Consider the following 23,082-nt stretch of genomic DNA (forward strand, 5'->3'; position numbering starts at 1 on the left):
CTGAATCTCATCGGGACGATCTCGTGGTCATTTGTCGGGCACGGTGACGACCGTGCCGGTGTGGCGGGCACGCTCCGCGGCGAAGACCGCGAGATGGCCGTCGAGTGACTCGGCCGGTCCGGACCGCACGTGAGCGGCGTCGCCGGTCCGTACGGCACGGACGAAGGCGTCCATCAGGCCGGCGTCGCCGCCGCCGTGGCCGTCGGCGGCATTGGAGCCGGCGTCGGTGGCCACCGACCACTCCTCACGGCGGCCGCCCGCGCGGAAGTCGACGACCGTGACCTTCTCGCCGTCTCCGGTGAGGCAGCCGTGGGTGCCGAAGATCCTCGTCTGCCGGTGGGTCTGCTCGGAGAAGGCCGTCATGGTGAAGGTGGCCGTGACGCCGCCGCTCAGCTCCATGGCGAGCACCTGGTGGTCGACGACGTCGTTGTCGCAGGCGTACACGCACCTGCCGTACGGGCCGGTGCGGAGCGCCTCGAGCACGGCCGCCTCGTCGGTGCCGCCGGTGACCACGCTGACGGGCCAGACCGGCCCGCGGTCGCGGAGGGTGCCCAGGTAGAGGCGCGGGGCCGAGTACGGGCAGCCGGGCTCGATCGAGCAGTCCAGGCACCGGTCGGCCGCGCCGTCCGGGCGCCGGTCCGCCCGGAAATGGCCGAGCGAGCCGAAGCTGGACACCTTCGCGATGCGCCGGCCGGTCACGTAGCCGAGCCAGTCGAGGTCGTGGCAGGACTTGGCGAGGAGCATCGGACTGGCCAGGCGCTCGCTTCGCCACGGACCGCGCACGTACGAGTGGGCGGCGTGCCACCAGCCGACCGGCTCCAGGTGCTCGACGCTCATCACCTCGCCGAGCACCCCGCTGTCCACGACCCGTTTCACCAGGTCGGTGTAGGGCGTGTACCGCAGCACGTGGCAGACCGCGAACAGCACGCCGGCCTTCGTGACCGACTCCACGATGCGGCGGCACTCCTCCTCGGTGGGCGCCAGCGGCTTCTCCACCAGGAGGTGGTAGCCGGCCTCGGCGAGGGCGACGGCGGGTTCGGCGTGCAGCCGGTCCTGAGTCGCGACGATCACGGCGTCCGCGATCCGCTCGCCGAGCAGCTCGGTCCAGTCGGAGAACTCCCGTACGCCGGGGCCGCCGAGACGGGCCCGGCGCTCCGGCAACGGGTCGGCGACCGCGACGATGCGGGCCCGCCGGGGGTTGGCGGCCACCCAGGACGCGTACGTCCGTCCTCGGTCGCCGGCGCCGACGAGGGCGAGCGTGACAGGTTCGGTCATCGGTCACATCACCAGGTTTCCGGTGGTCTGCACGCCGGCGCCGTCCTTGGGGAGCGCCGTCCTGGTGACGCCGTTCTCCACGTTGCCGGCGTGTTTGAGGTAGGAGCCGTCGCCGAACGCGCCGTCCCGCAGCTCCAGCCGCCCGCCGTTGAACAGCGCGCCGACCGCCGAGTAGCGGTTCTTGCCGGCGGACAGGGCGATGTGGGCGGTGCCGGCGTCTCCGGCCAGGCTCCGGTAACCGGTCAGCTCCCAGGTGATCGTCCCGGCCGCGTCCGCGCGGGACAGCAGCGTTCCGGTGCCGGTGACCTCGGTGCCCCCGCCCAGCCGGATCCGCTGGTCGGCCTTGCCGGCGAGGCGCACTCCCGTGCCCGTGACGGTGCAGCCGTCCAGGACGAGCGTGGCGGCGGCGCATGTGACGGGCTCGGCGTTCTCCCGGCCCCGCAGGATCGTGTCGACGAGGCGGAGTTCGCCGGTGCCGTTGAAGGCGTTGCCGTCGAGGCCGGTCAGGACCGAGCGGCTGACGTGGACGGGGGCGGTGACGTTCGCCTGGACGATCTCGCTCTTGGCGGGCAGGGCGAACGTGCATCCGTCGATGACGTTGGGACGCCCCGACCGGTTGGACGCCTGCGAGATGATCAACGTGTCGCTGGCCGAGCATCCCCGCATCTGGACGCCGTCGGCGTTCACCCAGATCATGCCGGAGCCCTGCAGCCCGGCCTTGCCGATGACCCGTACGTCCTCCAGCGTGAGGTCGGTGACGCTCACCCGGGCGACGAACCACGAGCACACGTGCTTGCGCACGGTGATCCGCTTGGCGGCCGAACCCCAGGCCGCCCCGGAGTTGGCGAAGGTCATCAGCCCGGAGTTGCCGGTGTAGACCAGGTCGTGCTCGTACTGGCCGTGGGTCACGAACGGGCCTTCGTCGTCGCCGTCGCCGTGGCAGTTCTCCACGTAGCAGTACGCCGAGGCGGTGAGGTCGTTCAGGTGGCGGGCGTTGGCGGTGTGGCAGTCCGAGACGTGCCCGTAGAGGCAGTAGATCTGCTGGGTGAGGTATCCGGCGCCGCCGTAGCTCACCGTCGGCGGGTTCTTGAGGCTGCACTGCTCGGTGCGGAAGTGGGTGCACCAGCGGCGCATGATCACCGGCCAGAACGTCCCGGTGGCGTCGATGCCGGACACGTCGCAGGAGACCGTGTACTCGTACGCGACCGGGTGGGAGCCGGTGTACTGGTCGTCCCCGGCGCCGGTGAAGACCATGTTCCGCACGTGGGCGCGTTCGACGGGTTCGATCCTGGTCCAGGTGATGGTGCGGCCGGCGGCCAGTTCCCAGCCGTTCTTGTAGTCCACCCGGATGTGGTCGCCGTCGACGATCTGCGTCACCTGGAGGAGCTTCTGCAGCTCCCGCTCCCAGCGGCCGGAGAGCTGGTTCACCTCGGCGCTCCACCACTGGCCGACCGCGAACTTGGACGAGTCGCCCACCTCGAACACGTCGGACAGCTCGGGCATGGTCGCGGACAGCTTGTGCGTGACGACGGTGTCGGTGACCTTGCCCCGGAACAGCAGCACGGCCGCGAACGGGTCGTCCTCCCCGGCCTTCTCGATGCCGTCGGTGCTGACGGTGTTGCCGCCGAAGTCGAGTTCGATGTCGGAGCGGTGGAAGGTGTGGCGTTTGACGAAGTGCAGGTCGGTGTGGGCTTCGATGCGGTGGATGGCGGGGTCGGTGACCATCGCCTCCAGCGCGGTGTCGGCGGGGATCTTGTCGTCGAAGATGCCGAAGCGGCGGAAGTCGGCGACGCCGTGGTGGATCTGGCGCCAGCGGCCTTTGCTCGTCCCGGGTGGGGCGAGGACGGTGCCGCCGTTGGCGGGGAGGGTGGATGTGGCGTCCCAGCGCAGCAGCATTCCGCCGCCGTCGCCGGGAGCGCGGTAGCCGGCGACCTGGACGAGCAGGCCGTCCTCGAGCCCGCGGACCTCGAGCCTGAGAAGCTCCGCGATCGTGCCGGCCTGCTGGACGGTCTGCTTCAGCGGATGGGCGGGATCGGCCGACGCCGGGTCGGCGGCGAGCAGTGAACCGAACGTCACCAGGCCGGCGGCGGCTCCGGTGGCGCGAAGAATGTGACGACGCTCCATGGCGGGCTCTCTCAGAGGGTGAGGTTGTCGGCGACGAGGACGTGCGGGCCACCGGCGGGCAGGGAACGTTCCACGCTCTCCTCCACACACTCGGTGTGCAGCAGCGAGGACACGGCGGTGAGCTTCAGGCGTCCCCCGGTAAACACCGAGCCGGCCGCGCGGTAGGTGTTCTCACCGGTGGTGATCTCCAGGTGCGTGGCGTGGCCGCTCGCCTCGCTTCGGTGGCCCACCAGCTCCCACTCGAGCCTTCCGGGCCCCTCCGCGCGGGAGAGCAGGGCGCCGTCCCCGCCTCGTACCAGCGCGCCGCCGCCGATGTGCAGCCGCTGGTCGCGTACGGCGCTGAGCCGGATCGGGGCTCCGTCCACCCGTCCTCCGGAGATGACGATCTCGGCCGCTCCGATGGAGACCGGCTCGCCGTCCCGCACGCCGTGCAGTTCGCACCGCGTGAAGCGCAGCGGCCCCGAGCCGCGGAAGACCGCGCCGTCCAGGCCGGTGAAGACGCAGTCCACGAAGTGGACGGGGTTCGCGACCGGCGTCTGCACCACCACCGCGTCCTTCGGCAGGTCGAAGGCGCACCCCTCGATCACGTTGGGGCGCCCGGAGCGGTCGGAGCGCTGACCGATCGCGAAGGTCCGGGCCGAACAGCCGCGCATCTGGATGCCGTCGGCGTTGACCTGGAGCGTTCCGGCCGGGTCGAACGTGGAACGCGGGATGACCCGCACGTCCTCCAGCGTGAGGTCGGTGATCTTCGTTCCGGCGACGAACCAGGAGCAGACGTGCTTGCGCACGGTGATCCGTTTCGCGCTGGTGCCCCAGGGAGCGCCGCTGTTGGCGATGTCCATCAGCCCGGAGTTGCCGGTGAACACCAGGTCGTGCTCGTACTGGCCGTGAGTGGTGAACGGGTTGCCGCCGGCGTCGTCGCCGTCGCCGTGGCAGTTGTCGACGTAGCAGTACGCCGAGGCGGTGAAGTCGTTCAGATGCCGCGCGTTGGCCGTGTGGCAGTCCGAGACGTGCCCGTACAGGCAGTAGATCTGCTGGGTGAGGTATCCGGCGCCGCCGTAGAACACCGTGGGCGGGTTCTTCAGGCTGCACTGCTCGGTGCGGAAGTGGGTGCACCAGCGGCGCATGATCACCGGCCACCAGGTGGCGGTGGCGTGGATGCCGGACACGTCGCAGGAGACGGCGTACTCATAGGCCACCGGATGGGATCCGGTGTACTCCCGGTCGTCGGGCACCGAGCCGTCGTCCGGCCCGTCGTACGGCGGCGCGCCGATGAAGACCATGTTCCGTACGTGGGCGCGTTCGACGGGCTGGACCCTGGTCCAGGTGATGGTGCGGCCGGCGGCCAGTTCCCAGCCGTTCTTGTAGTCCACCCGGATGTGGTCGTCGTCGACGATCTGCGTCACCTGGACCATGCGCTGCAGCTCGCGCTCGTACGTGCCGCCGAGCGCGTCGACCTCGGCGGTCCACCACTGGCCGACGGCGAACTTCGAGGAGTCGCCCACCTCGAAGACGTCCGACAGGTCGGGCAGCACGGCGGACAACCGGTGCGTGACCACGGTCGTGGTGACCTGACCGCGGAAGTACAGCACCGCGCCGAAGGGGTTGTCGTGGCTGTTGCGTTCGATGCCGTCGGTGCTGACGGTGTTGCCGCCGAAGTCGAGTTCGATGTCGGAGCGGTGGAAGGTGTGGCGTTTGAGGAAGTGCAGGTCGGTGTGGGCTTCGATGCGGTGGATGGTGGGGTCGGTGACCATCGCTTCGAGGGCGGTGTCGGCGGGGGTCTTGTCGTCGAAGATGCCGAAGCGGCGGAAGTCGGCGACGCCGTCGTGGATCTGGCGCCAGCGGCCCTTGCTCGCTCCGGGTGGGGCGAGGACGGTGCCGCCGTTGGCGGGGAGGGTGGATGTGGCGTCCCAGCGCAGCAGCATTCCGCCGCCGTCGCCGGGGGTGCGGTAGCCCGCGACCTGGACGAGCAGGCCGTCCTCGAGCCTGCGGACATCGAGCATCAGCAGGCCCAGGACATTGGCCACGTGGTTCATGGGGCCTCAACCTTCGGGGGCGCGCCCGGACGGACGCGGCAAAGGATGGAAGGTCGGGCGATGCGCAGAGGCGCGCAGGCGGCGGAGCTGCTGGCCAGAACTTCCGGAGTCGGGGCTGCGACACACCGGGAGCCAGCTCTTCGCCCGAGACGATGGCGTGGACGCTAGACAGCCTTGGCCACGTGTGTCAAGGGCGGTACCCGAGGTCGCGGGAGATTCGCTCGGCCGCGTCGCGTACGTGTCGTCCCAGCTCCTGGTACCGCCAGGCGGGCAGATCCAGCTTCAGGCCAGTGATGCTGATCGCTCCCGCGCACGCCCGAGTGTGGTCCCGCAGCGCGCCGCCGATGCAGAACACGCCGTCGGCGTCCTCCTCGTCGTCGACGGCGTAGCCGAGTTCGCGAACGGTCCGCAGATGGGCCAGGAGCGTCGGCAGGTCCTTGATCGTGTGGCTCGTCCGGAGGGGCATGCCGACCCGCTCGATGAGGCGGGTCACCGCGGCGTCGCTCATCTCGGCCAGCAGCGCCTTGCCCAGTCCGGTGCAGTGCGGGAGCTCCCGCGTCCCCATCCGCAGGTCGACCTGGACCCGCTCGCCGTTGCTGACCTGGTCCACCACCACGGCGTGGTCGCTCTCGGAGACGGCGAGGCGGGAGTTCATCCCGGTCACCCGGGTCAGCTCGACGAGCACCGGGCGGGCCACGTCCCGTAGGGAGAGCTGGTCCTGGGCGCGGGCGCCGAGGCGCGCCAGGGACATCCCGAGCCGGTAACGCCGGTTCATCCCCTCGCCGTCGTCGGCGACCAGGCCATACTGGCGCAGGGTGAAGAGGGTGGCGAAGGCCGCGCTCTTGCTCAGGCCACACGCGCCGGCCACCTCGGTCACGCTCATGCCGGCCCCCTGCGCGTCGCCCGCCAGGGCCTCGAGAACCTCGGCGGCGCGGGCGACGCTTCGCACCCAGTATCGCGAGTTTTTCGCATCGCTGTTCGTCACAGCCGAACAGCTTACTCGCTTGTAACACGATTGCCTGTTGACCACCGAAAATTCTCATGCGAAACTCCCGGCAACCGTTCGGCAACACCAAACACTGTTCTGTATTTCGATCTGCGGCGGAAGAACCGGCGCCGACCACGACCGGGCTGGGTCACGGGCGGCGCGCCAAGGAGAAAATGTGAATCAGCGTGTCCTGTCCGGCTCCGACCTCGCCGAGCGCGCTCGCAGGGCCATCCCCGGCGGCGTGAACAGCGGGCAGCGCAGCATCCCCGGCCTCACCGATCTCGTGATCACCGAGGCGGACGGCGCACGCTTCCGCGACGCGGACGGCCGGGAGTACGTCGACTACCACGCGGCGTTCGGCCCACCGCTGCTCGGCCACAACGACCCCGATGTGAGCGCGGCGGTCGCCGAGGCCGGGCGAACCGTGGACCTGTGCGGAGTCGGCGTCACCACGGCCGAGGTCGAGCTGGCCGAGGCCCTGGTGGAGCTGGTGCCGAGCGTGGAGAAGGTCCTGCTCACCAGCACCGGCAGCGAGGCCACGTTCCACGCCCTGCGAGTCGCCCGTGCCGCCACCGGCAGGCGGCTGGTGGTCAAGTTCCAGGGCTGCTACCACGGTTGGCACGACGCGGTCAGCCTCAATGTCATCTCCGCGCCCGAACGCGTCGGAGCCAGGGATCCCATCTCGGCCGGCATTCTTCCCGAGGTGCTGGAGGCGACCCTCGTCCTGCGGTTCAACGACGCCGAGGGCGTGCGCGCGGCGTTCGCCGAATACGGCCGCGACATCGCCGCGGTCATCGTCGAACCGGTCCCGCACAACGTCGGCTGCCTGCTCCCCGAACGGGAGTTCCTCCAGACACTGCGCGACGAGTGCACCCGCGCCGGCAGCGTACTGATCTTCGATGAGGTGATCAGCGGCTTCCGGCACGACCTCGGGGGCTGGCAGGCCATCAGCGGGATCACCCCGGACCTCACGACGATGGGCAAGGCCATCGCGAACGGCTACCCGGTCGGTGCGCTCGGCGGACGCGCCGACCTGATGGAGCTGTTCAGCTCGCGCCCCGGCGGCTCGGTCTTCTTCGCCGGGACGTACAACGGGCATCCCGCGGTCGTGGCCGCCGCGCTGGCGACGCTGCGCAAGATCCGTACGGAGCCGGTGCACGAGCACGTGTTCCGTCTCGGTGACCGGATCCGCACCGGGCTGTCGGAGGTGTTCGCCGGGCTCGGCCTCCCGGCGGTGGTCACCGGATACGGTTCGGTGTTCGTCGCGTACTTCATGACGGGCCCCGCCCGAACCTACGATGACCTGCTGCGCAATGATGCGTCCATGTTCGTCGGGTACCGCCGCAGGCTCCTCGGCCACGGAGTGTTCGAGCTGCCGCTCAACCTGAAGCGCAGCCATGTCTCCTACGCCCACACCGAGGCCGACGCCGCCCGGCTGCTGGAGGCCGCCGCCGACGCGGCGCGCGCCCAGCTCACCGACGGCGACGTCCTCGCCGACGTGGCGGACGCCAGCACCATGGGGGGAGTGGCGGACCGATGCTGACCGTCGACACCACCCGCCCGGTCGGGCCCGCGGGGCGCGTGAGCAGGGTCGAGACACTCGCGCTGGGGACCGCCTGGCGCGACTTCTCCTACGTACGCGTGCACACCGACGAGGGCCTCAGCGGCGTCGGCGAGATCACCCATCCCTACCGGGGCCGGGAGACCGCCGCGCTGGCGGAGGCGATGGCGTCCCGGCACCTCATCGGCGCCGATCCCTTCGACGTCGAGGAGATCTGGCTGCGGATGTACCAGGGCGACTTCCTGCGCGGCGGCGACGTCGGCGGGATCGTCGTCTCCGGCATCGACCAGGCGCTCCACGACATCATGGGCAAGGCGCTCGGCGTGCCCGCCTACCGCTTGACCGGCGGCGCCTGCCGCGACCGGATCAGGGTCTACGCCAACGGCTGGTACACCGGCGACCGCGAGCCGGGCGAGTTCGCCGCGCGTGCCAAGGACGTGGTGGCACGCGGGTACACCGCGCTGAAGTTCGACCCGTTCGGCGCCGGGCTCGGCGAGCTCTCCCGCGCCGAGCTACGGCGCTCGATCGACATCGTGGCCGCGGTCCGCGAGGCCGTCGACGTGGACATCTTCATCGAGGGGCACGCCCGTTTCGCCATGCCCACGGCGACCCGGCTGCTGCGCGAGCTGGAGCCGTACGACGTGGGCTGGTTCGAGGAACCCCTGCCCTGGACGCACATCGAGCGGTACGCCGAGCTGCGGCGGCGCGCGCCGATGCCGATCTCGGGCGGCGAGCACTTCCACAACCGCTATGAGTACGCGCGCCTGTTCGCCACCGGCGCCGTCGACATCATCCAGCCGGACCTGTCGATGGCGGGCGGCTTCACCGAGGTCAGAAAGCTGGCCGCGCAGGCGGAGGTGCACGCGATGCTGGTCGCGCCGCACAACTCCAACTCGCCGCTCTGCACGACCGCGTCCGTCCACGCCACTCTCGGCATGCCGAACTTCACCATCCTGGAGACCTTCGACGGGATGCTCGAGGACCACGTGTTCCAGGCGGTACGCGGCGCGCTGCCGGTCGTGGACGGCCACATCGGGCTGCCGACGCGGCCGGGGCTCGGCATCGAGCTGGTCGACGAGGTGTTCGCCGAGCATCCGCCGAGCGGCGGGTTCTGGAACATGTTCGCCGAAGGCTGGGAGAAGCGGAACCGCACGTGATCGTCGACGTTCACTCACACCTTTTCACCTGTCCCGACGACGTGGGCGACCCGTTCGCGGCGGAGTCCGCGCGGGCGCACGGCGGCACGGTCGACCTGACCGTGCGCTGGGACGACTACGCCGGCTCCGCCCCACCCGGCACCGCCGCGATCGTCGTCGGCGGCAAGGCGCACCGATCGGGCCTCTGGGTGGACGACGCCGCGGTGGCGGCCTACGTGGCCGCGCATCCCGACCGGCTCGTCGGCTACCTGTCACTGGATCCGACCCGGCCGGGGTGGCGGGACGAACTCGAGCACGGCCACCAGGACCTCGGCCTGCGCGGCATCAAGCTGATGCCGATGTACGCCGGGTTCGATCCCGCCGATCCCTCGCTCGACCCGCTCTACTCCTACGCCGCCGACAACGGCCTGCCGCTCCTGGTGCACACCGGCACCACCTTCGTGTCCACCGCACCGCTGCGCTACGCGCTTCCGGTGCACCTGGACGAAGTGGCGATCCGGCATCCCGAGCTGCGCATGGTCCTGGCGCATCTGGGCCATCCGTACGAGGGCGAGTGCATCGCGGTCATCCGCAAGCACCGGCACGTCTACGCCGACGTGTCGGCGCTGCACTACCGGCCCTTCCAGCTCTGGCACAGCCTGCGCCTGGTCCAGGACTACGGCGTCTGGCACAAGCTGCTGTTCGGCAGCGACTACCCGTTCACCACCGTCGACGCCTCGGTCGAGGGACTGCGCGCCGTCGCCGAGGTACCGGGCATCCCGGGTCTTCCGCCGCTGGACCGCGAGGAGATCGAGAAGTTGATCCACCGTCCGTCGCTCGACCTGCTGGGGCTGTCGTGAGCCTGCGAGGCCGGACGGCGATCGTCACCGGCGCCGCCCGCGGGCTGGGCCGGGCCATCGCTCTGGGCCTCGTCTCCGCCGACGCCCGCGTCGTGGCGGTGGACCGGCCCGGCGCCGCCGGACTCGACGCGTTCGAGCATGCCTACGGCTTCGACCTCGCCGACACCCACGGTCTGGCCGGGCTCGCCGACGACATCCGCGCCGCCCACGGGCCGATTCACATCCTGGTGAACAACGCGGGAGTGGCCCGGCTGGAGCACTTCAACGAGATCACCGTCGAGACGTGGCGCGAGGTCATGCTCGTCAACGCCGACGCCGTGTTCTTCCTGTCCCAGCGCGTCGCCGAGCACATGATCGCCGATGGGGTACCCGGCCGGATCATCTCCATCTCCTCCAAGAACGGGCTGATGGCCGAGGCGGGCCTCGCGCACTACAACGCCTCCAAGGGCGCGGTCGAACTGATCACCAAGTCGCTCGCGGCGGAACTGGGCCCGCACGGCGTCACCGTCAACGGGGTCGCCCCGGGGATGATCGCCACCCCGATCGACGGCGAGTTCCCCCTCGATCGTGAGGCGTTCGAGGCGGCGTGGAACGAGCGCATTCCGCTCCGGGACGGTCACGGCGGCGGCTACGGCCGGCCCGAGGACGTCGTCGGCGCCGTCCTGTACCTCGCCTCCGACGCCGCCCGCTACGTCACCGGCACCACACTCGTGGTCGACGGCGGCGTCCTCGCCGACCAGATGCCCCGCCTGCGATTCATGCGCCCGTACCGCAACTCCCTGGACACGTGACCGGCCTTCACCCGTCCGCGGCACGCAGGTGGTGCAGGGCGTCCTGGACGGGGATGCCGAAGTCGTCGCGGTCGCCGTCCCAGCGGCGGAACACCGCGGCGGCCGCGAGCGCGAGTTCGTCCGGCAGCCCGGCCTCGGCCAGCGTCGCGGCGGCCTCCTCCATCTCGGGTGCCCACCGCCAGGCCCGGGCCGCGACCCCGGACAGGTGCCCGGGCGTGGCGAGGTGGTCGTGGGTCATCCGCCGTGCCTCGGCGAGAAGATGGTCGCTCACGCCATAGACGTCCGCCAGCGCGTGGGAGACCGCGGCGAGGGCGCTCGCGGCCTTGTTGAACGAGCCGTACGCCATCTTCAGCGCGGACGCCTGGCCGACGCCGCCGTCGACCGGGACCGCCTCGAGCGGGCCGCCGGCGAACAGGCCGGCCACCGGGCCGGTGTCCCCGGCCGCACCCGACAGGTACAGGCGCGCGGCGGCGCGGTCGGAGGGCGGGGGACCGATCACGCACCCGTCCACGACGCGGGCGCGCGGGAACAGGTCGGCGATCCGCCGTACGCGCGCCGGGCTGATCGCGTTGGCCTCGACGAAGACGCCGTCGAAGCCGGTCCCGGCGACCTGCCGGGCGACCTCCTCGGCCGCGGCGGGCGGGCAGAGAGAGACGACGATCCCGGCCTCGGCCGTGAGCGCGCCGAGGTCGGCGGCGCGTACGAGCCCGGCCTCGTCCGCGCGGTCCGCCGTCGCGGCGCTCCGCCCGCCGGGGCACCAGAGCACCCGGTGACCCGCCCGGACGGCCAGCCGTCCCACCGCGGCGCCCATCCGCCCCGGATGCAGGAGCCCGACCGTGACCGGTGATCGCTCCACGCTCATCGGCTCTCCGCTCTCCCGGTACGCCTGTCCGCCCGTACCGTACCGGCCGGACGGCGCGGCGCCGGGCCGCGGGGGACCGTCAGCGCCGGCCCGAGACGGTGCGGCGGTACTGCTGCCAGACCTTCTTGCCGGTCACGCGGCCATGAACCTGCGGCGCGAGATGGTCACTGTTCCGCCTGGTACGACGCGCAGAACATCACGCCGCTGTTCCCCTTCGGGTACGGCCTGTCGTACACGGCGTTCTCCTTCGGCGACCTCCAGGTCGGCGCGCTCGGGTCGGGCGGCTCCACGGTGACGGCCACGGTGACCAACACCGGAAGCCGCGCCGGGGCGGAGGTCGCCCAGCCGTACGTCCCGCACGGCATGAGCAGCCGGGTGGGCGCCAGGGTGTCCCTGCCGGTCGACACGGTGAGCGCCGCGGCGGCGAAGCTCACCTTCACCGCCACCGGGCTGCCCGCCGGCCTGTCCATCACCAGGTCGGGCACGATCACCGGCCGCGCCCGTCACGCGGGCACCCGCACGGTCACCGTGACCGTGAAGGACTCCTCCGGCGCCTCCGGCACCGCCACCTTCGTCTGGACCACGACCGGTAAGAGACGTCCGTGAAAGCGCGCTGAAAGCGCCTTGGTCGCGCTCTTCCACCGGGTTAGTCTCCGTCGATTGAGAGGGAAAACGCTTTCCCGTCATCTCCCCGAAGGAGAAGCCGATGGAACACCCACGCGGCGCCGGTGGATTACGCGGCGTCGGCAAGAGAGGGAGGAACGCAGCACTCGCGATCGCCGTGGCCGCCGGGACGGTGCTCGCCGGGGCGGCGCAACTGCCCCGGCACGACGCGGCGGCGGCGACCGCACGGCAGGTGGAGAAGCTCGACCGCGGCCTCGTCAGCGTGCGGTCCGGCAGCGGCAACTTCGTCAGCTGGCGGCTGCTCGGCACCGACTCGTCGAGTGTGGCGTTCAACCTCTACCGCGGGTCGACGAAGGTGAACTCCAGCCCGATCACGAACTCGACGAACTACTACGACGGCGGAGCGGCGGCCGGCGCGGCCTACACCGTGCGTCCCGTGGTGAACGGCGCCGAGCAGGCGGCGTCGGAGCCGGCCCTGCGGTTCACCAACGGCCATCTGGACGTGCCGATCAGCCCGCCGTCCGGCGGCGCGACGCCGGACGGCGTCTCGTACACCTACAGCGCCAACGACGCGAGCGTCGGCGACCTCGACGGCGACGGGCAGTACGAGATCGTCCTGAAGTGGGATCCGTCGAACTCCAAGGACAACTCCCAGTCCGGCTACACCGGGGACGTGTACGTCGACGCGTACCGGCTCAACGGCACCCGGTTGTGGCGTGTCGACCTGGGCCGCAACATCCGGGCCGGCGCCCACTACACCCAGTTCCAGGTGTACGACTACGACGGCGACGGCAGGGCCGAGGTGGCCATGAAGACCGCTGACGGCACCGTCGACGGCACCGGCAAGGTCATCGGCAGCGCCTCCGCCGACTACCGGAACTCCAGCGGGTACATCCTGTCGGGCCCGGAGTACCTCACGATGTTCAACGGGCAGACCGGCGCGGCGATGCAGAGCGTCGACTACGTCCCGGCGCGCGGCACCGTCTCCGGCTGGGGCGACGCTTACGGCAACCGGGTCGACCGGTTCCTGGCCGCCACCGCGTACGTCGACGGGCAGCGGCCGAGCCTGATCGAGGCGCGGGGCTACTACACCCGGACCGTCATCAGCGCGTGGGACTGGCGGAACGGGACGTTCACCCGCCGCTGGACCTTCGACAGCAGCAGCTCCACCAACGGCTCGGCCTGGACCGATGAGGGCAATCACAACCTGGCCGTCGGCGACGTGGACGGCGACGGCAGGGACGAGATCGTCTACGGTGCGATGGCCGTCGATGACAACGGTGCCGGCCTGTGGAACACCCAGATGCACCACGGCGACGCCATGGACCTCGGCGACCTCGACCCGAACCGGCCCGGGCTGGAGGAGTACAAGGTCGACGAGGACACGTCCAAGCCCGCCGGATACATGGCCGACGCCGCCACGGGTGCGATCCGGTGGCAGTACCCCACCTGCGGCTGCGACAACGGACGCGGCCGGTCGGACGACATCTGGGCGGGCAGCCCGGGAGCGGAGTCCTGGAGTTCGGCGACGTCCGGCATCTACGACACCAGCGGCCGGCAGGCGAACTCCCGCAAGCCCTCCTCGGACAACTTCGTCATCTGGTGGGACGCCGATCCGGTGCGGGAACTGCTCGACGACACGCACATCGACAAGTACGGCACGAGCGGGGACATCCGGCTGCTGACCGGTTCCGGAGTGGCGTCGAACAACGGCACGAAGGCCACGCCGGCGCTGTCGGGCGACATCCTGGGCGACTGGCGCGAGGAGGTCGTCTGGCGGACCTCCGACAGCAAGGCGCTGCGGATCTACACGACGACCGCGGTCACCGACCGGCGCATCGTCACGCTCATGCACGACACGCAGTACCGCACCGCGATCGCGTGGCAGAACACCGCCTACAACCAGCCACCGCATCCGAGCTTCTTCATCGGCGACGGCATGGCCCAACCGGCGTGGCCGAACGTCTACACGCCCTGACCTGGAAAACGCCGCAACGGCCGTGGCGGGACGTCGCGCCACGGCCGTTCGAGGACGGCTTGACGTATCGAGCACCATCGGCCACCCGAATGTGATCGAATCGGGGCGGACATGGCGGGCCGGGCGAAAGGTGAACGCGGATGGCGGATCCTCTGCGGCCGGGAGATCCTCAGCGTCTGGGGGAGTACGAGCTCACCGGCCGGCTGGGCGAGGGCGGCCAGGGCGTCGTGTTCCTGGGACGCGCGCCCGACGGCGCGCAGGTCGCGGTCAAGCTGCTGCGCGTCGGGCAGGGCGGTGACGAGGCGGCCCGCCGCCGGTTCGTACGCGAGCTGGCGACGGCCGAACGGGTCGCCGGATTCTGCACCGCGCGGGTCCTCGACGCGGACGCCGAAGGCGACACGCCGTACATCGTCAGCGAGTACGTCGACGGCCCGTCGCTGCAGGATCTCGTGCGCGACCAGGGACCGCGGACCGGCGATGACCTGATGCGGCTCGCGATCGCCACGGCCACGGCGCTGGCCGCGATCCACGAGGCCAAGATCGTGCATCGCGACTTCAAGCCGCCCAACGTGCTGATGAGCCCGGACGGGCCCCGGGTCATCGACTTCGGCATCGCGCGCGCTCTCGACGCCCCGGGGACGCTGACCAGCCAGGTTGTCGGCACCCCGGCGTACATGGCGCCCGAGCAGGTCGCGGGCGCGCCGCTCGGGCCGGCCGCCGACATGTTCGCCTGGGGGACCACGATCCTGTTCGCCGCAACCGGGCGGTCGGCGTTCGGCTCGGACTCCATTCCGGCGGTGCTGCACCGGGTGCTGCACGTCGACGCGGACGTGAGCATGCTGCCGCAGCCCCTGGCAGCCCTTGTGAACGCCTGCCTGAACAAGGACCCGGCCCGCCGCCCGGCGGCGACCGACGTACTGCTGAGCCTGCTCGGCCGGGCGGTCCCGGGACAGGCCGCCGCCACGACGGAGATGTCCCCGATCCTCGCCGCGGGAGCCTCGGCCGTCACCGCCGAGCACCTGCCCTCGATCCAGCCGCCGCCCGTACCGCCGCCCGTGTGGGGTCCGACCGTCCCGTCCGGGGCGCCGGGTCCGGCGTTCGCGCCCTGGGCGGCCCCGGCGTCCTCGCCGCGGCGCGGGTTGCCCGGCGTCCCGGCCGTCGCCCTGCTGGCGGTCGCACTCGCGACGTTCACCGTCATGCTCGGCCAGGCCATGCTGTCGGTCGCCTATCCGGTCGTGTCGAGGGATCTCGGTCTCAGCGTCCACTCCCTGACCTCGATCGGCGACTTCTACCGGTTCGCCCTCGTGGCGGCGATAGTGCCGGCCGGCCGGATCGCCGACGCCGTCGGCCGCAAGAAGATCTTCATCGCCGGCCTGGCCGCGTACACGGTCGCGACACTGCCGATGGCGTTCGCGAGCGGCTCGGGAATGTTCCTGGCCTTCCGGCTCTTCCAGGGGCTCGCGGCGGGTCTGGTGCTCGCGGCGGGGGTCGCACTGATCCGTGACATGTTCCCCGGCCGTCAGGGTGTGTTCGCCCTCGGGGTGTGGGCGGCGGCCGTCGTCGTGCCCATGGCCGACGGCGGGTTCGTCGGCGGCCTGTTCGTGGAGTACCTGAGCTGGCGTCTCATCTTCCTGGTGCTGCTGTTGCCGCTGGTGGTCGCCGGGGGGCTGGGCCTCGTCGGTGTGCGTGACTCCCAGGCGAGGGGGTCGGCGAACGGCGCCCTCGGCGTGGTGCTGCTCTCCCTCATCGTGCCGTTGCTGACCTACGGCCTCCCACACCAGAACACCGGATGGCTTCAGGTCAGGACCATCCTGCCCCTGTCGCTCGCCGTCGTCATCGCGGTGGTCGCCGTGATCGTGGCGTTCGCCGTACGGCCGTCGCCGCTGCCCCTACGGGCGACCGGCGGGACCGCGGTGTTCGCCCTGGGTCTGTGCCCCGCCTTCGTGGCCATGACGTTCCTGAGCTTCCGCCTGCAGGCGTACTGGGGATACAGCCCGATCGGCACCGGTGTGCGGCTGGCGCCACTCGCCGTGACGGCACTCGGGTGCGCGCTGGCCGGAGGCGCCCTGGCCGGGCGGCTCGGCCCCGGCCCGGTGCTGGCCGCCGGATGCGCGGTCTCCGGGGTGACCGCGCTCGTCGGGTACCCGGTCGCGACGAGCGGCACCTCCCTGCTGCTTCTTCCGGTGGCGGCGCTGCTCGGCGTCGGCCTGGGCGCGACGGTGGCCGGTGCGGCCACGGCCCTCGTCGGTGAGCCGCCGGACGGGCTGGCGGGGTTCGGCGGCGGCCTGCTCCAGGCCGGATTGGTGCTCGGCAGCGCCCTGTCGGTGCCCTTCTTCCATCCGCTCTCCATGACACCGCTGATCGTGGCCGGGATCATCGGAGTCGCCGCGGCCGGAGCGGCCCTGCTGCTGAGGAGCCGCCCGCCCGAGCAGGCCGGCCCGCCGCCCGCGTACGCGAGCCCGCCGATGGCGCCGCCGGCGCCGGCTCCCTGGCAGTGACCACCGTGCACCTCGCCCCCGCCACGTCGCCGTCGGCCGCCGCTGTCGGTATCGTGCCCGGACTATGACTTCGACACTGGGTGAGGGCAGGCTGCTGGGCGGCCGCTACCGGCTGGTGGAGCGCATCGCCGCCGGCGGGCAGGGCGAGGTCTGGCGCGCGGAGGACGTCGCGCTCGGCCGTCCGACCGCGGTCAAGGTGCTGCGCGGTGAGTACGCCGACAACGCGGAGTTCCGTGAGCGGTTCCGCCGCGAGGCGCAGCACGCGGCCGGCCTGTCCCATCCGGGCATCGCCCAGGTCTTCGACTACAGCGAGGGCGATGGCGGGGAGCCGCCCTACCTGGTGATGGAGTACGTGGCGGGCGAGTCGCTGTCCGCGGCGATCGCCCGCGAGGCGCCGATGGACCCCGGCCGGGTGCTCGACATCATCGCCGCCGTGGCGTCGGCGCTGGCCGCGGCGCACACGGCGGGCCTCGTCCACCGCGACGTCAAACCGGGGAACGTGCTGCTGGGCCACGACGGCTCGATCAAGATCACCGATTTCGGCATCGCCCGCGCGATGGACGCCAGTTCGCTCACCCGGACCGGCACGCTGATGGGCACGCCGCTGTACCTCGCGCCCGAGCAGGCGCTCGGCCGGCCGGCGACGGCCGCCAGCGACCTGTACGCGCTCGGCGTCATCGCCTTCGAGCTGCTGACCGGCCGGCCGCCGTACGAGGGACCTCCGACCGCCGTCGTCCTCGCGCACCGCGACACGCCGCTGCCGCCGCTCCCGTCGTCGGTACCGCCCGGCCTCGTCGATCTGGTTCACGCGCTGACCGCCAAGGAGCCGGCGGCGCGACCGCACCCGGCGGCGGCCGTCGCCGAGCGGGCCGCCCGGCTGAGGACCGACCCGGCGATGGGCGCCCGGCACCCGGACGACACACCGCTCGACCAGCCGATCCCGGGCGTACGGAGCGGGAGCCTCACCCAGGTCCTGGCCCAGCCGCTTCCACCCGTACGACGCCGGCGGGCGCTTCCGCTCGCGGTTGGCGGCCTCGCCGTGCTCGCGGGCGTCGTCACCTGGTCCGCCTGGCCGGCGTCCCACGACCGACCGGCGGTCGCACCCTCACCCTCGGCGGCGGTCACGACTCCGTCGGCGACGCCGACCAAGGCGAGTCCGCGACCCGTGGCCAGGCGCCCCAGGCCCCCGGCACATGCCCCGGCCCACCGGCCGAAACCCGGCAAACACGGTAAACCGGCCAAGCACGGCAAGGGCGGCAAGGGCCGGCACTGACGTCACGAACCCCGGGCGGACGCCGCGTCCACCCGGGGCTCGTCATGCGCGGGATCAGATCTTGCCGACGCCCGCGCCGGCCGTGACGACCGACTTCACGGTCGAGGCCGAGTCCGCCGAGTAGGAGTACGGCACATTCGGCACCGACGAGGCGTTGCGCGACTCCGCCGTGCCGGAGCCGGTGAGGTAGTTGTCGACCAGCCGCAGGTCGCCCTCGGGCGAGTCACCGGTCTGGACGACCGTCGGGTGCTCGACCTTCTCGAAGTAGTTCTTCTCGACGAGGACGCCCGCGTCGCAGGTGGAGGCGACGCCGTAGCCGCTGTTGCCGTTGTAGTAGTTGTTGAGCACGTGCACCGGGCTGCCGAAGCGCACGCGCGGGTTCCGCTGCACCGTGCCGTCGAACCAGTTGTGCACGTATGTCACGCGCAGGTGGCCGAGGTCCTCGGAGCCGTTGCCGTCGTCGTGGCCGAGCAGGGCGTTCTTGTTCTGGTCGTGGTAGTGGTTCCACGACACGGTCACGTAGTCCGAGGCGCGCTTGATGTCGGTCGCGCCGTCGTAGGCGTTGGACAGATCGTTGTGGTCGATCCACACGTGCGTGGAGTACTGGACGTTGATCGCGTCGTCGGCGGATCCGGTGAACGTCAGATTGCGGATGACGACGTTGTTCGCCTGGTTGACGTTCAGCCCGTACCCGGTGATCCGGCCGGCCATGCCCACCCCGATGATCGTCTTGTTCGAGGTGACCTTCGTCATCGACGAGAGCGAGATCGTGCTGTTCACCTTGATGACGTACGAGCCGCTGCGGCTCGCGTAGTCGGCGAGCTGGGACGCGCTGGTGACGGTCACCGTCGTGCCGCCGGTGCCGCCGGTCGTGCCGCCGCTCTGGCTCGCCCAGCCGACCGGGCTGGACTCGGCGAGAGGTAACGGGGCCACCGCCGCGGTCGTGGCGGCCGCCGCGGAACCGGCCAGGGCGCTGACGCCGAGGGCGAGGGCCACGACGGCGCCGAGCGGACGGAGCCGGTTGTGGTTTCCCATCATGATCCTCCTCAGGACGGTCGGTGATGATGGAACCGGTCGCGGGAAAAGCTTTTCCAACGGCGCCCATCGTGCGCTTCCGGACATGGGCCGTCAACGATCCGTCAAGGAGGACGTCGAGGCCGTCCTCCCCGGTGAACGCTTCCTCCAGGTCAGAGGCACCGAGTCCGCAGGTCACGCCACTCGCGGGGCCATGAAAGCTTTCATGACCCGAGACCGGCGCGCTGCCGGAGCAGGGCCTGTTCGGCCGGGTTGGCGGTCAGCTCCAGAGCGCGGCGGTCGGCGGCGCGGGCCTCACCGGGACGGCCGAGCCGTCGCAGGAGTTCGGCGCGGGTCGCGTGGTAGAGGTGGTAGTCGCGCAGTTCGCCGGCGAGGGCGTCCAGCTCGGCCAGGGCCTCCCGCGGCCCGGTGGCGTAGCGCACGGCGATGGCCCGGTGCAGGCGCGTGACCGGCGACGGCGCCAGGTGCAGCAGCATGTCGTACAGCAGCAAGATCTGTTCCCAGTCGGTGTCCTGCCAGCGCTCGGCCTCGGCGTGACAGGCGACGATCGCGGCCTGCAGCTGATAGGGGCCGGGGCGCCGCCGCCGTGCGGCGCCGGTCAGCAGCCGCGTCGCGTCCGCGATCGCCTCCCGGTCCCACCGCGACCGGTCCTGGTCCTCCAGCAGCACCAGCCCGCCGGCGGGATCGAAGCGGCCTCCCGCGCGGGCGCGGTGCAGCCGGATCAACGTGAGCAGCCCGGCGACCTCCGGCTCGTTCGGCATCAGCCCGTGCAGCAGGCCGGCCAGCCATTCGGCGTCCTCGGTCAGGTCGCGTGACCGCGCCGTCCCGGCGGTGGACAGGTAGCCCTCGTTGAACAGCAGGTAGATCACCGTGAGGACCTCGGTCAGGCGCGCGGCGAGCTGGTCGTCGCCGGGAATCCGGTACGGGATCCCGGCGTCGGTGATCTTCCGTTTGGCCCGGCTGATCCGCCGGGCGACGGTGGCCTCACTGGTGAGGAACGCGCGGGCGATCTGCGCGGTGGTCAGGCCGCACACCACCCGCAGGGTGAGCGCGATCCGCGCCGACCGGGGCAGCGCCGGGTGGCAGCAGGTGAAGATCAGCCGTAGCCGCTCGTCCGGGCCGGGCTGGACCGGCCACCGCACCTGCGCCAGCTTGGTCCGGTAATTGGCCTCGCGCCGCAGCGCGTCCAGGCCGCGGCGCCGGGCCACGGTGAACAGCCACGCATCCGGCCGTTCCGGGATTCCCTCCGCCGGCCAGTGCCGCAGCGCCGCCAGCACGGCGTCCTGGACCAGGTCCTCGGCGGTGGCGAAGTCGCCGCCGGTGACGTGCATCAGCGAGGCCGCCAGCCGGCCCGCGTGCTGCCGGATCACGCGGGCCAGCCGATCGTGCGAGGCGTCGGTCACCGGCTCAGGACTCCAGCGGACGGATCTCGACGACGGGGCAGGCCGGCCAGGTCGCTACCATGCGCAGCGCCTCGTCCAGATCGGCGACCTCGATCTCGGTGTAACCGCTGACCGCCTCTTTGCCCTCCACGAACGGCCCGTCGACGATGACCGGCTCGCCGCGGTCGAGCCGCACCGTCGTCGCCGTCTCCGCCGGCCGCAGCTTGGCGCCACCCCGGATCTTGTCCGCGTGCTCCGCGAACCACTCATCCACCCGCTCGTACGCCCGCTCACGCTCGGCCGGGCCCAGCGCGTCCAGGTCGGCGGCGAACTCCTCGGTCTCCACGAACAACAGCACGTACTTCATCTCTCGCTTCCCCTGCCTCTTTCGCCGGCCGGTATCGCCCTTCACCGGTAAGACGATCAGGGGACCGGCGGATGAGACAACCGCCGCGAGAATTTCTCGCGTCACCTGTCCTGTTCGGCGTCCCGCCGATCGTCAGGTAGATGAGGACCGAGCCGGGAGAAGACGGAGGACGCCGTGCCGGATGAGGACAGGAAGCGGGCAGCGCACCGAGCCCTGGTGGAGCGCGTGCTGGGCGGGGAGGGCCGGGCGTCCGCGGAGCAGCGGGCGCGTGCCTTCGCCGGCGACGGCCTCGCGCCGCCGCCGCTGGACGCGCTGATCGGCAAGGTCGCCGACCGGCCCGCGCAGGTCACCGAGGCGGACCTGGCCGCGGCGAAGGCGGCGGGCTGCACCGAGGACCAGCTCTTCGAACTGGTGGTGTGCGCCGCGGTCGGCCGGTCCACCCGGCTGTACGAGGCCGGGCTGGCGGCCCTGGCCGAGGCGACCGGTGACGGGAGGCCCCACGGTGCGGCTTGACATCCTCGACCGCGGCTACCGCCCCGGCACCAAGCTGCTGTTCGCGCTCATCCGGCTGTTCTCCGGCCACCCGCTGCCGGACGCCGCCAGGCTGGTCTTCTACCGGCCCGATTTCTACGGCGCCCGGGCCAAGGAGTTCACCCACGAGGCGATGCGCGGGCCGTCCGCCTGGTCGGTGGGCGACCGGGAGCTGATGGCGGCCTACGTGTCCACGGTGAACGACTCGGCGTTCTGCGTCGGCGCGCACACCGCGACCGCGAGCCAGGCGTACCAGGACGGTCCACGGGTCGCGGCGGTACTGGCCGACCTCGCATCGGCCCCCATCGCCGAGCCGCTACGGGCGACGCTGCGGATGCTCGGCAGGCTGACCCGGGAGGGACGGGTCGGCGCCGAGGACATGCGGGAGGTGCTGGCCGCCGGCGTCACCCCCCAGCAGGTCCAGGACGCGCTCGCGGTCTGCGCCGCCTTCAACATCACCAACCGGCTCGCCGACGCGTTCGGGTTCGCGCTGCCCGGCCCCGAGGGCTTCGCGGCCGGAGCGCGGCACCTGCTCAAGCGCGGTTACCGATAGCGCTTCTTCCGTCAAGCCATTCCGGTGAGCACTCCGAGCACCTTCTGGAGCGTAACAAGAGCCGTGATCAGAAGGCTCTAAGATGTGGCGCGCTGGCGAACATTGAACCGCCGGGGAGAAGGGCACGGTGGCCGACCAACACGATTACTACGCCATCCTCGGAGTAGCGTCGGACGCGTCTGCGGAACAGATCAGAATCGCGCGCCGTGCCAAGCTCCGAGCGGCGCATCCCGACGCCAACCCCGGCGACCCGAAGGCGGCCGAGCGGTTCGACTACATCTGCAAGATCTGCGAGGTCCTCGGCGATCCCGAGCGGCGCCGCATGTACGACCAGGAACTGCGGGGGCGCACGGAAGGGACCGCGCGCACCCGTGTCCGGTGCCGCACGTGCAGCGGGTCCGGCGCGTGGCGGTTCCTGAAGTGCGACGCATGCGGAGGCCTCGGCCGGGTGCGCATGGGCTTCGCCCGGGACTGCCCCGAATGCGGGGGCAGCGGCCGGGTCCCTGATCCATGCTTCCGATGTGACGGGCGTGGCTGGAACACGCCGTCGGCCCCGCCCCCGCGCCCGAAGCCGCCAAAGCAGCCGAAGCCGCCACCTCGCGCGCCGGTGCGGAACTGCTATGAGGTGCTCGGCGTCGCGTCGGACGCCGATGCCGAGCAGATAACCGAACGGTACCGTCAGGTCGTCCAGATCGTCGGCAATCAGGTCACGGTTCCGGACGAGGTGAAGGCCGCCTATCGCCGGATCGGCGATTCGCGGCGGAGACGCGGTTACGATCGCGGCCTTGGGCTCGTCTCGTCCAATGGCATTTCCGAAGAGATCGAGGTACACGTCTCCCGTCGTGTCGTCGTGGAAGGTGCCGGATCCCACGAATTCGTCCTCGACGACCGTGAGATCTGCGACTCCTGCCAGGGCGCGGGCAGGACCGTCCATCGTTGTGAAACCTGCGGGGGACGCGGCTATTGGCAGTTCGGATCGTCCGTTCCCACGAAATGCGATGCCTGCGGCGGCAAGGGCGGCGCCGAGTCGCCCTGCCACGGGTGCGCTCTGTCCGGATGGGTCGCGACCACGCGAACGATCGCGGCCCCGGTGGCCGCGGGTTCTGACACCGGAACACGGATCACAATCCGGGACGAACTGCTCGGCGTGAGCACGCTCCGGTTGCGTGTGGCACCGGTGCCCGGCTTCGTCCGACGGGAGGAGTGAC

20 protein-coding genes are annotated in these 23,082 nt (G+C 71.4%); 11 read left to right on the forward strand and 9 right to left on the reverse strand.

Annotated elements, in window-relative coordinates; genetic code table 11:
* Positions 1-27: 27 nt before the first annotated feature.
* From QSK37_RS36635 to QSK37_RS36650, 4 genes are all read right to left on the reverse strand, one after another.
* The gene (locus QSK37_RS36635) at positions 28-1,275 is read right to left on the reverse strand and encodes a Gfo/Idh/MocA family protein (protein ID WP_285630110.1); all 1,248 of its coding nucleotides are present in this window, start codon (positions 1,273-1,275) and stop codon (positions 28-30) included.
* Positions 1,276-1,278: 3 nt separating this feature from the next.
* On the reverse strand, positions 1,279-3,399 hold the full coding sequence (locus QSK37_RS36640) for a putative phage tail protein (protein ID WP_285630112.1): 2,121 nt from the start codon (positions 3,397-3,399) through the stop codon (positions 1,279-1,281).
* 11 nt (positions 3,400-3,410) lie between these two features.
* Positions 3,411-5,435: a putative phage tail protein gene (locus QSK37_RS36645; protein ID WP_285630114.1), complete on the reverse strand. Its 2,025-nt coding sequence runs from the start codon at positions 5,433-5,435 to the stop codon at positions 3,411-3,413.
* Between the two features lie 187 nt (positions 5,436-5,622).
* The gene (locus QSK37_RS36650; RefSeq protein WP_285630116.1) at positions 5,623-6,420 is read right to left on the reverse strand and encodes an IclR family transcriptional regulator; all 798 of its coding nucleotides are present in this window, start codon (positions 6,418-6,420) and stop codon (positions 5,623-5,625) included.
* Positions 6,421-6,598: 178 nt separating this feature from the next.
* Between QSK37_RS36650 and QSK37_RS36655 the strand changes: the two genes are divergently transcribed.
* The 4 genes from QSK37_RS36655 to QSK37_RS36670 are packed head-to-tail and all read left to right on the forward strand — an operon-like array spanning position 6,599 to position 10,771.
* Entirely contained in the window at positions 6,599-7,966 is a 1,368-nt protein-coding gene (locus tag QSK37_RS36655) for an aspartate aminotransferase family protein (RefSeq protein ID WP_285630120.1), read from the forward strand.
* Positions 7,960-9,141, forward strand: a complete 1,182-nt coding sequence (locus QSK37_RS36660) for a mandelate racemase/muconate lactonizing enzyme family protein (protein ID WP_285630122.1) — start codon at positions 7,960-7,962, stop codon at positions 9,139-9,141. Before QSK37_RS36655 ends, QSK37_RS36660 begins: the two co-directional genes overlap by 7 nt.
* Entirely contained in the window at positions 9,138-9,980 is an 843-nt protein-coding gene (locus QSK37_RS36665) for an amidohydrolase family protein (protein ID WP_285572785.1), read from the forward strand. Before QSK37_RS36660 ends, QSK37_RS36665 begins: the two co-directional genes overlap by 4 nt.
* Positions 9,977-10,771: an SDR family NAD(P)-dependent oxidoreductase gene (locus QSK37_RS36670; protein WP_285630124.1), complete on the forward strand. Its 795-nt coding sequence runs from the start codon at positions 9,977-9,979 to the stop codon at positions 10,769-10,771. The genes QSK37_RS36665 and QSK37_RS36670 overlap by 4 nt, the downstream gene beginning before the upstream one ends.
* A gap of 7 nt (positions 10,772-10,778) precedes the next feature.
* Here the strand turns inward: QSK37_RS36670 and QSK37_RS36675 are convergent, their stop codons facing one another.
* Positions 10,779-11,633 (reverse strand): NAD(P)-dependent oxidoreductase, encoded by an 855-nt coding sequence (locus QSK37_RS36675; RefSeq protein WP_285630126.1) that lies wholly within the window; start codon positions 11,631-11,633, stop codon positions 10,779-10,781.
* A 164-nt stretch (positions 11,634-11,797) separates the two neighbouring features.
* Positions 11,798-11,935, reverse strand: coding sequence for a hypothetical protein (locus QSK37_RS36680; RefSeq protein WP_285630128.1), 138 nt, complete (start codon positions 11,933-11,935; stop codon positions 11,798-11,800).
* Position 11,936: 1 nt separating this feature from the next.
* On the opposite strand from QSK37_RS36680, the gene QSK37_RS36685 reads away from it, so the two are divergent.
* The 4 genes from QSK37_RS36685 (at position 11,937) to QSK37_RS36700 (ending at position 18,006) form a co-directional block, all read left to right on the forward strand.
* The gene (locus QSK37_RS36685; RefSeq protein WP_285630130.1) at positions 11,937-12,239 is read left to right on the forward strand and encodes a putative Ig domain-containing protein; all 303 of its coding nucleotides are present in this window, start codon (positions 11,937-11,939) and stop codon (positions 12,237-12,239) included.
* Positions 12,240-12,339: 100 nt separating this feature from the next.
* On the forward strand, positions 12,340-14,235 hold the full coding sequence (locus QSK37_RS36690; protein WP_285630132.1) for a rhamnogalacturonan lyase: 1,896 nt from the start codon (positions 12,340-12,342) through the stop codon (positions 14,233-14,235).
* 140 nt (positions 14,236-14,375) lie between these two features.
* Positions 14,376-16,733, forward strand: a complete 2,358-nt coding sequence (locus QSK37_RS36695) for an MDR family MFS transporter (protein WP_285630134.1) — start codon at positions 14,376-14,378, stop codon at positions 16,731-16,733.
* Between the two features lie 64 nt (positions 16,734-16,797).
* Entirely contained in the window at positions 16,798-18,006 is a 1,209-nt protein-coding gene (locus QSK37_RS36700) for a serine/threonine-protein kinase (protein ID WP_285630136.1), read from the forward strand.
* Between the two features lie 54 nt (positions 18,007-18,060).
* Here the strand turns inward: QSK37_RS36700 and QSK37_RS36705 are convergent, their stop codons facing one another.
* The 3 genes from QSK37_RS36705 to QSK37_RS36715 form a co-directional block, all read right to left on the reverse strand.
* Entirely contained in the window at positions 18,061-19,041 is a 981-nt protein-coding gene (locus tag QSK37_RS36705; protein ID WP_285630138.1) for a pectate lyase family protein, read from the reverse strand.
* Positions 19,042-19,244: 203 nt separating this feature from the next.
* Positions 19,245-20,444, reverse strand: a complete 1,200-nt coding sequence (locus QSK37_RS36710; protein ID WP_285630140.1) for an RNA polymerase sigma factor — start codon at positions 20,442-20,444, stop codon at positions 19,245-19,247.
* A gap of 4 nt (positions 20,445-20,448) precedes the next feature.
* Positions 20,449-20,790: a YciI family protein gene (locus tag QSK37_RS36715; protein ID WP_285630142.1), complete on the reverse strand. Its 342-nt coding sequence runs from the start codon at positions 20,788-20,790 to the stop codon at positions 20,449-20,451.
* 174 nt (positions 20,791-20,964) lie between these two features.
* Here QSK37_RS36715 and QSK37_RS36720 point away from each other — a divergent pair, with 174 nt between their 5' ends.
* The 3 genes from QSK37_RS36720 to QSK37_RS36730 all read left to right on the forward strand — a co-directional run bounded on the left by QSK37_RS36720 (position 20,965) and on the right by QSK37_RS36730 (position 23,081).
* Positions 20,965-21,303, forward strand: coding sequence for a hypothetical protein (locus tag QSK37_RS36720; protein WP_285630144.1), 339 nt, complete (start codon positions 20,965-20,967; stop codon positions 21,301-21,303).
* Positions 21,293-21,874 carry a carboxymuconolactone decarboxylase family protein gene (locus tag QSK37_RS36725; protein WP_285630145.1) on the forward strand — a complete coding sequence of 194 codons (582 nt, stop codon included), beginning with the start codon at positions 21,293-21,295 and terminating at the stop codon, positions 21,872-21,874. Before QSK37_RS36720 ends, QSK37_RS36725 begins: the two co-directional genes overlap by 11 nt.
* A 127-nt stretch (positions 21,875-22,001) precedes the next feature.
* The gene (locus QSK37_RS36730) at positions 22,002-23,081 is read left to right on the forward strand and encodes a DnaJ domain-containing protein (protein WP_285630147.1); all 1,080 of its coding nucleotides are present in this window, start codon (positions 22,002-22,004) and stop codon (positions 23,079-23,081) included.
* The last annotated feature ends 1 nt before the right edge of the window (position 23,082 follow it).

Source organism: Actinoallomurus iriomotensis (assembly GCF_030269445.1).
GTDB classification, from domain to species: domain Bacteria; phylum Actinomycetota; class Actinomycetes; order Streptosporangiales; family Streptosporangiaceae; genus Actinoallomurus; species Actinoallomurus iriomotensis.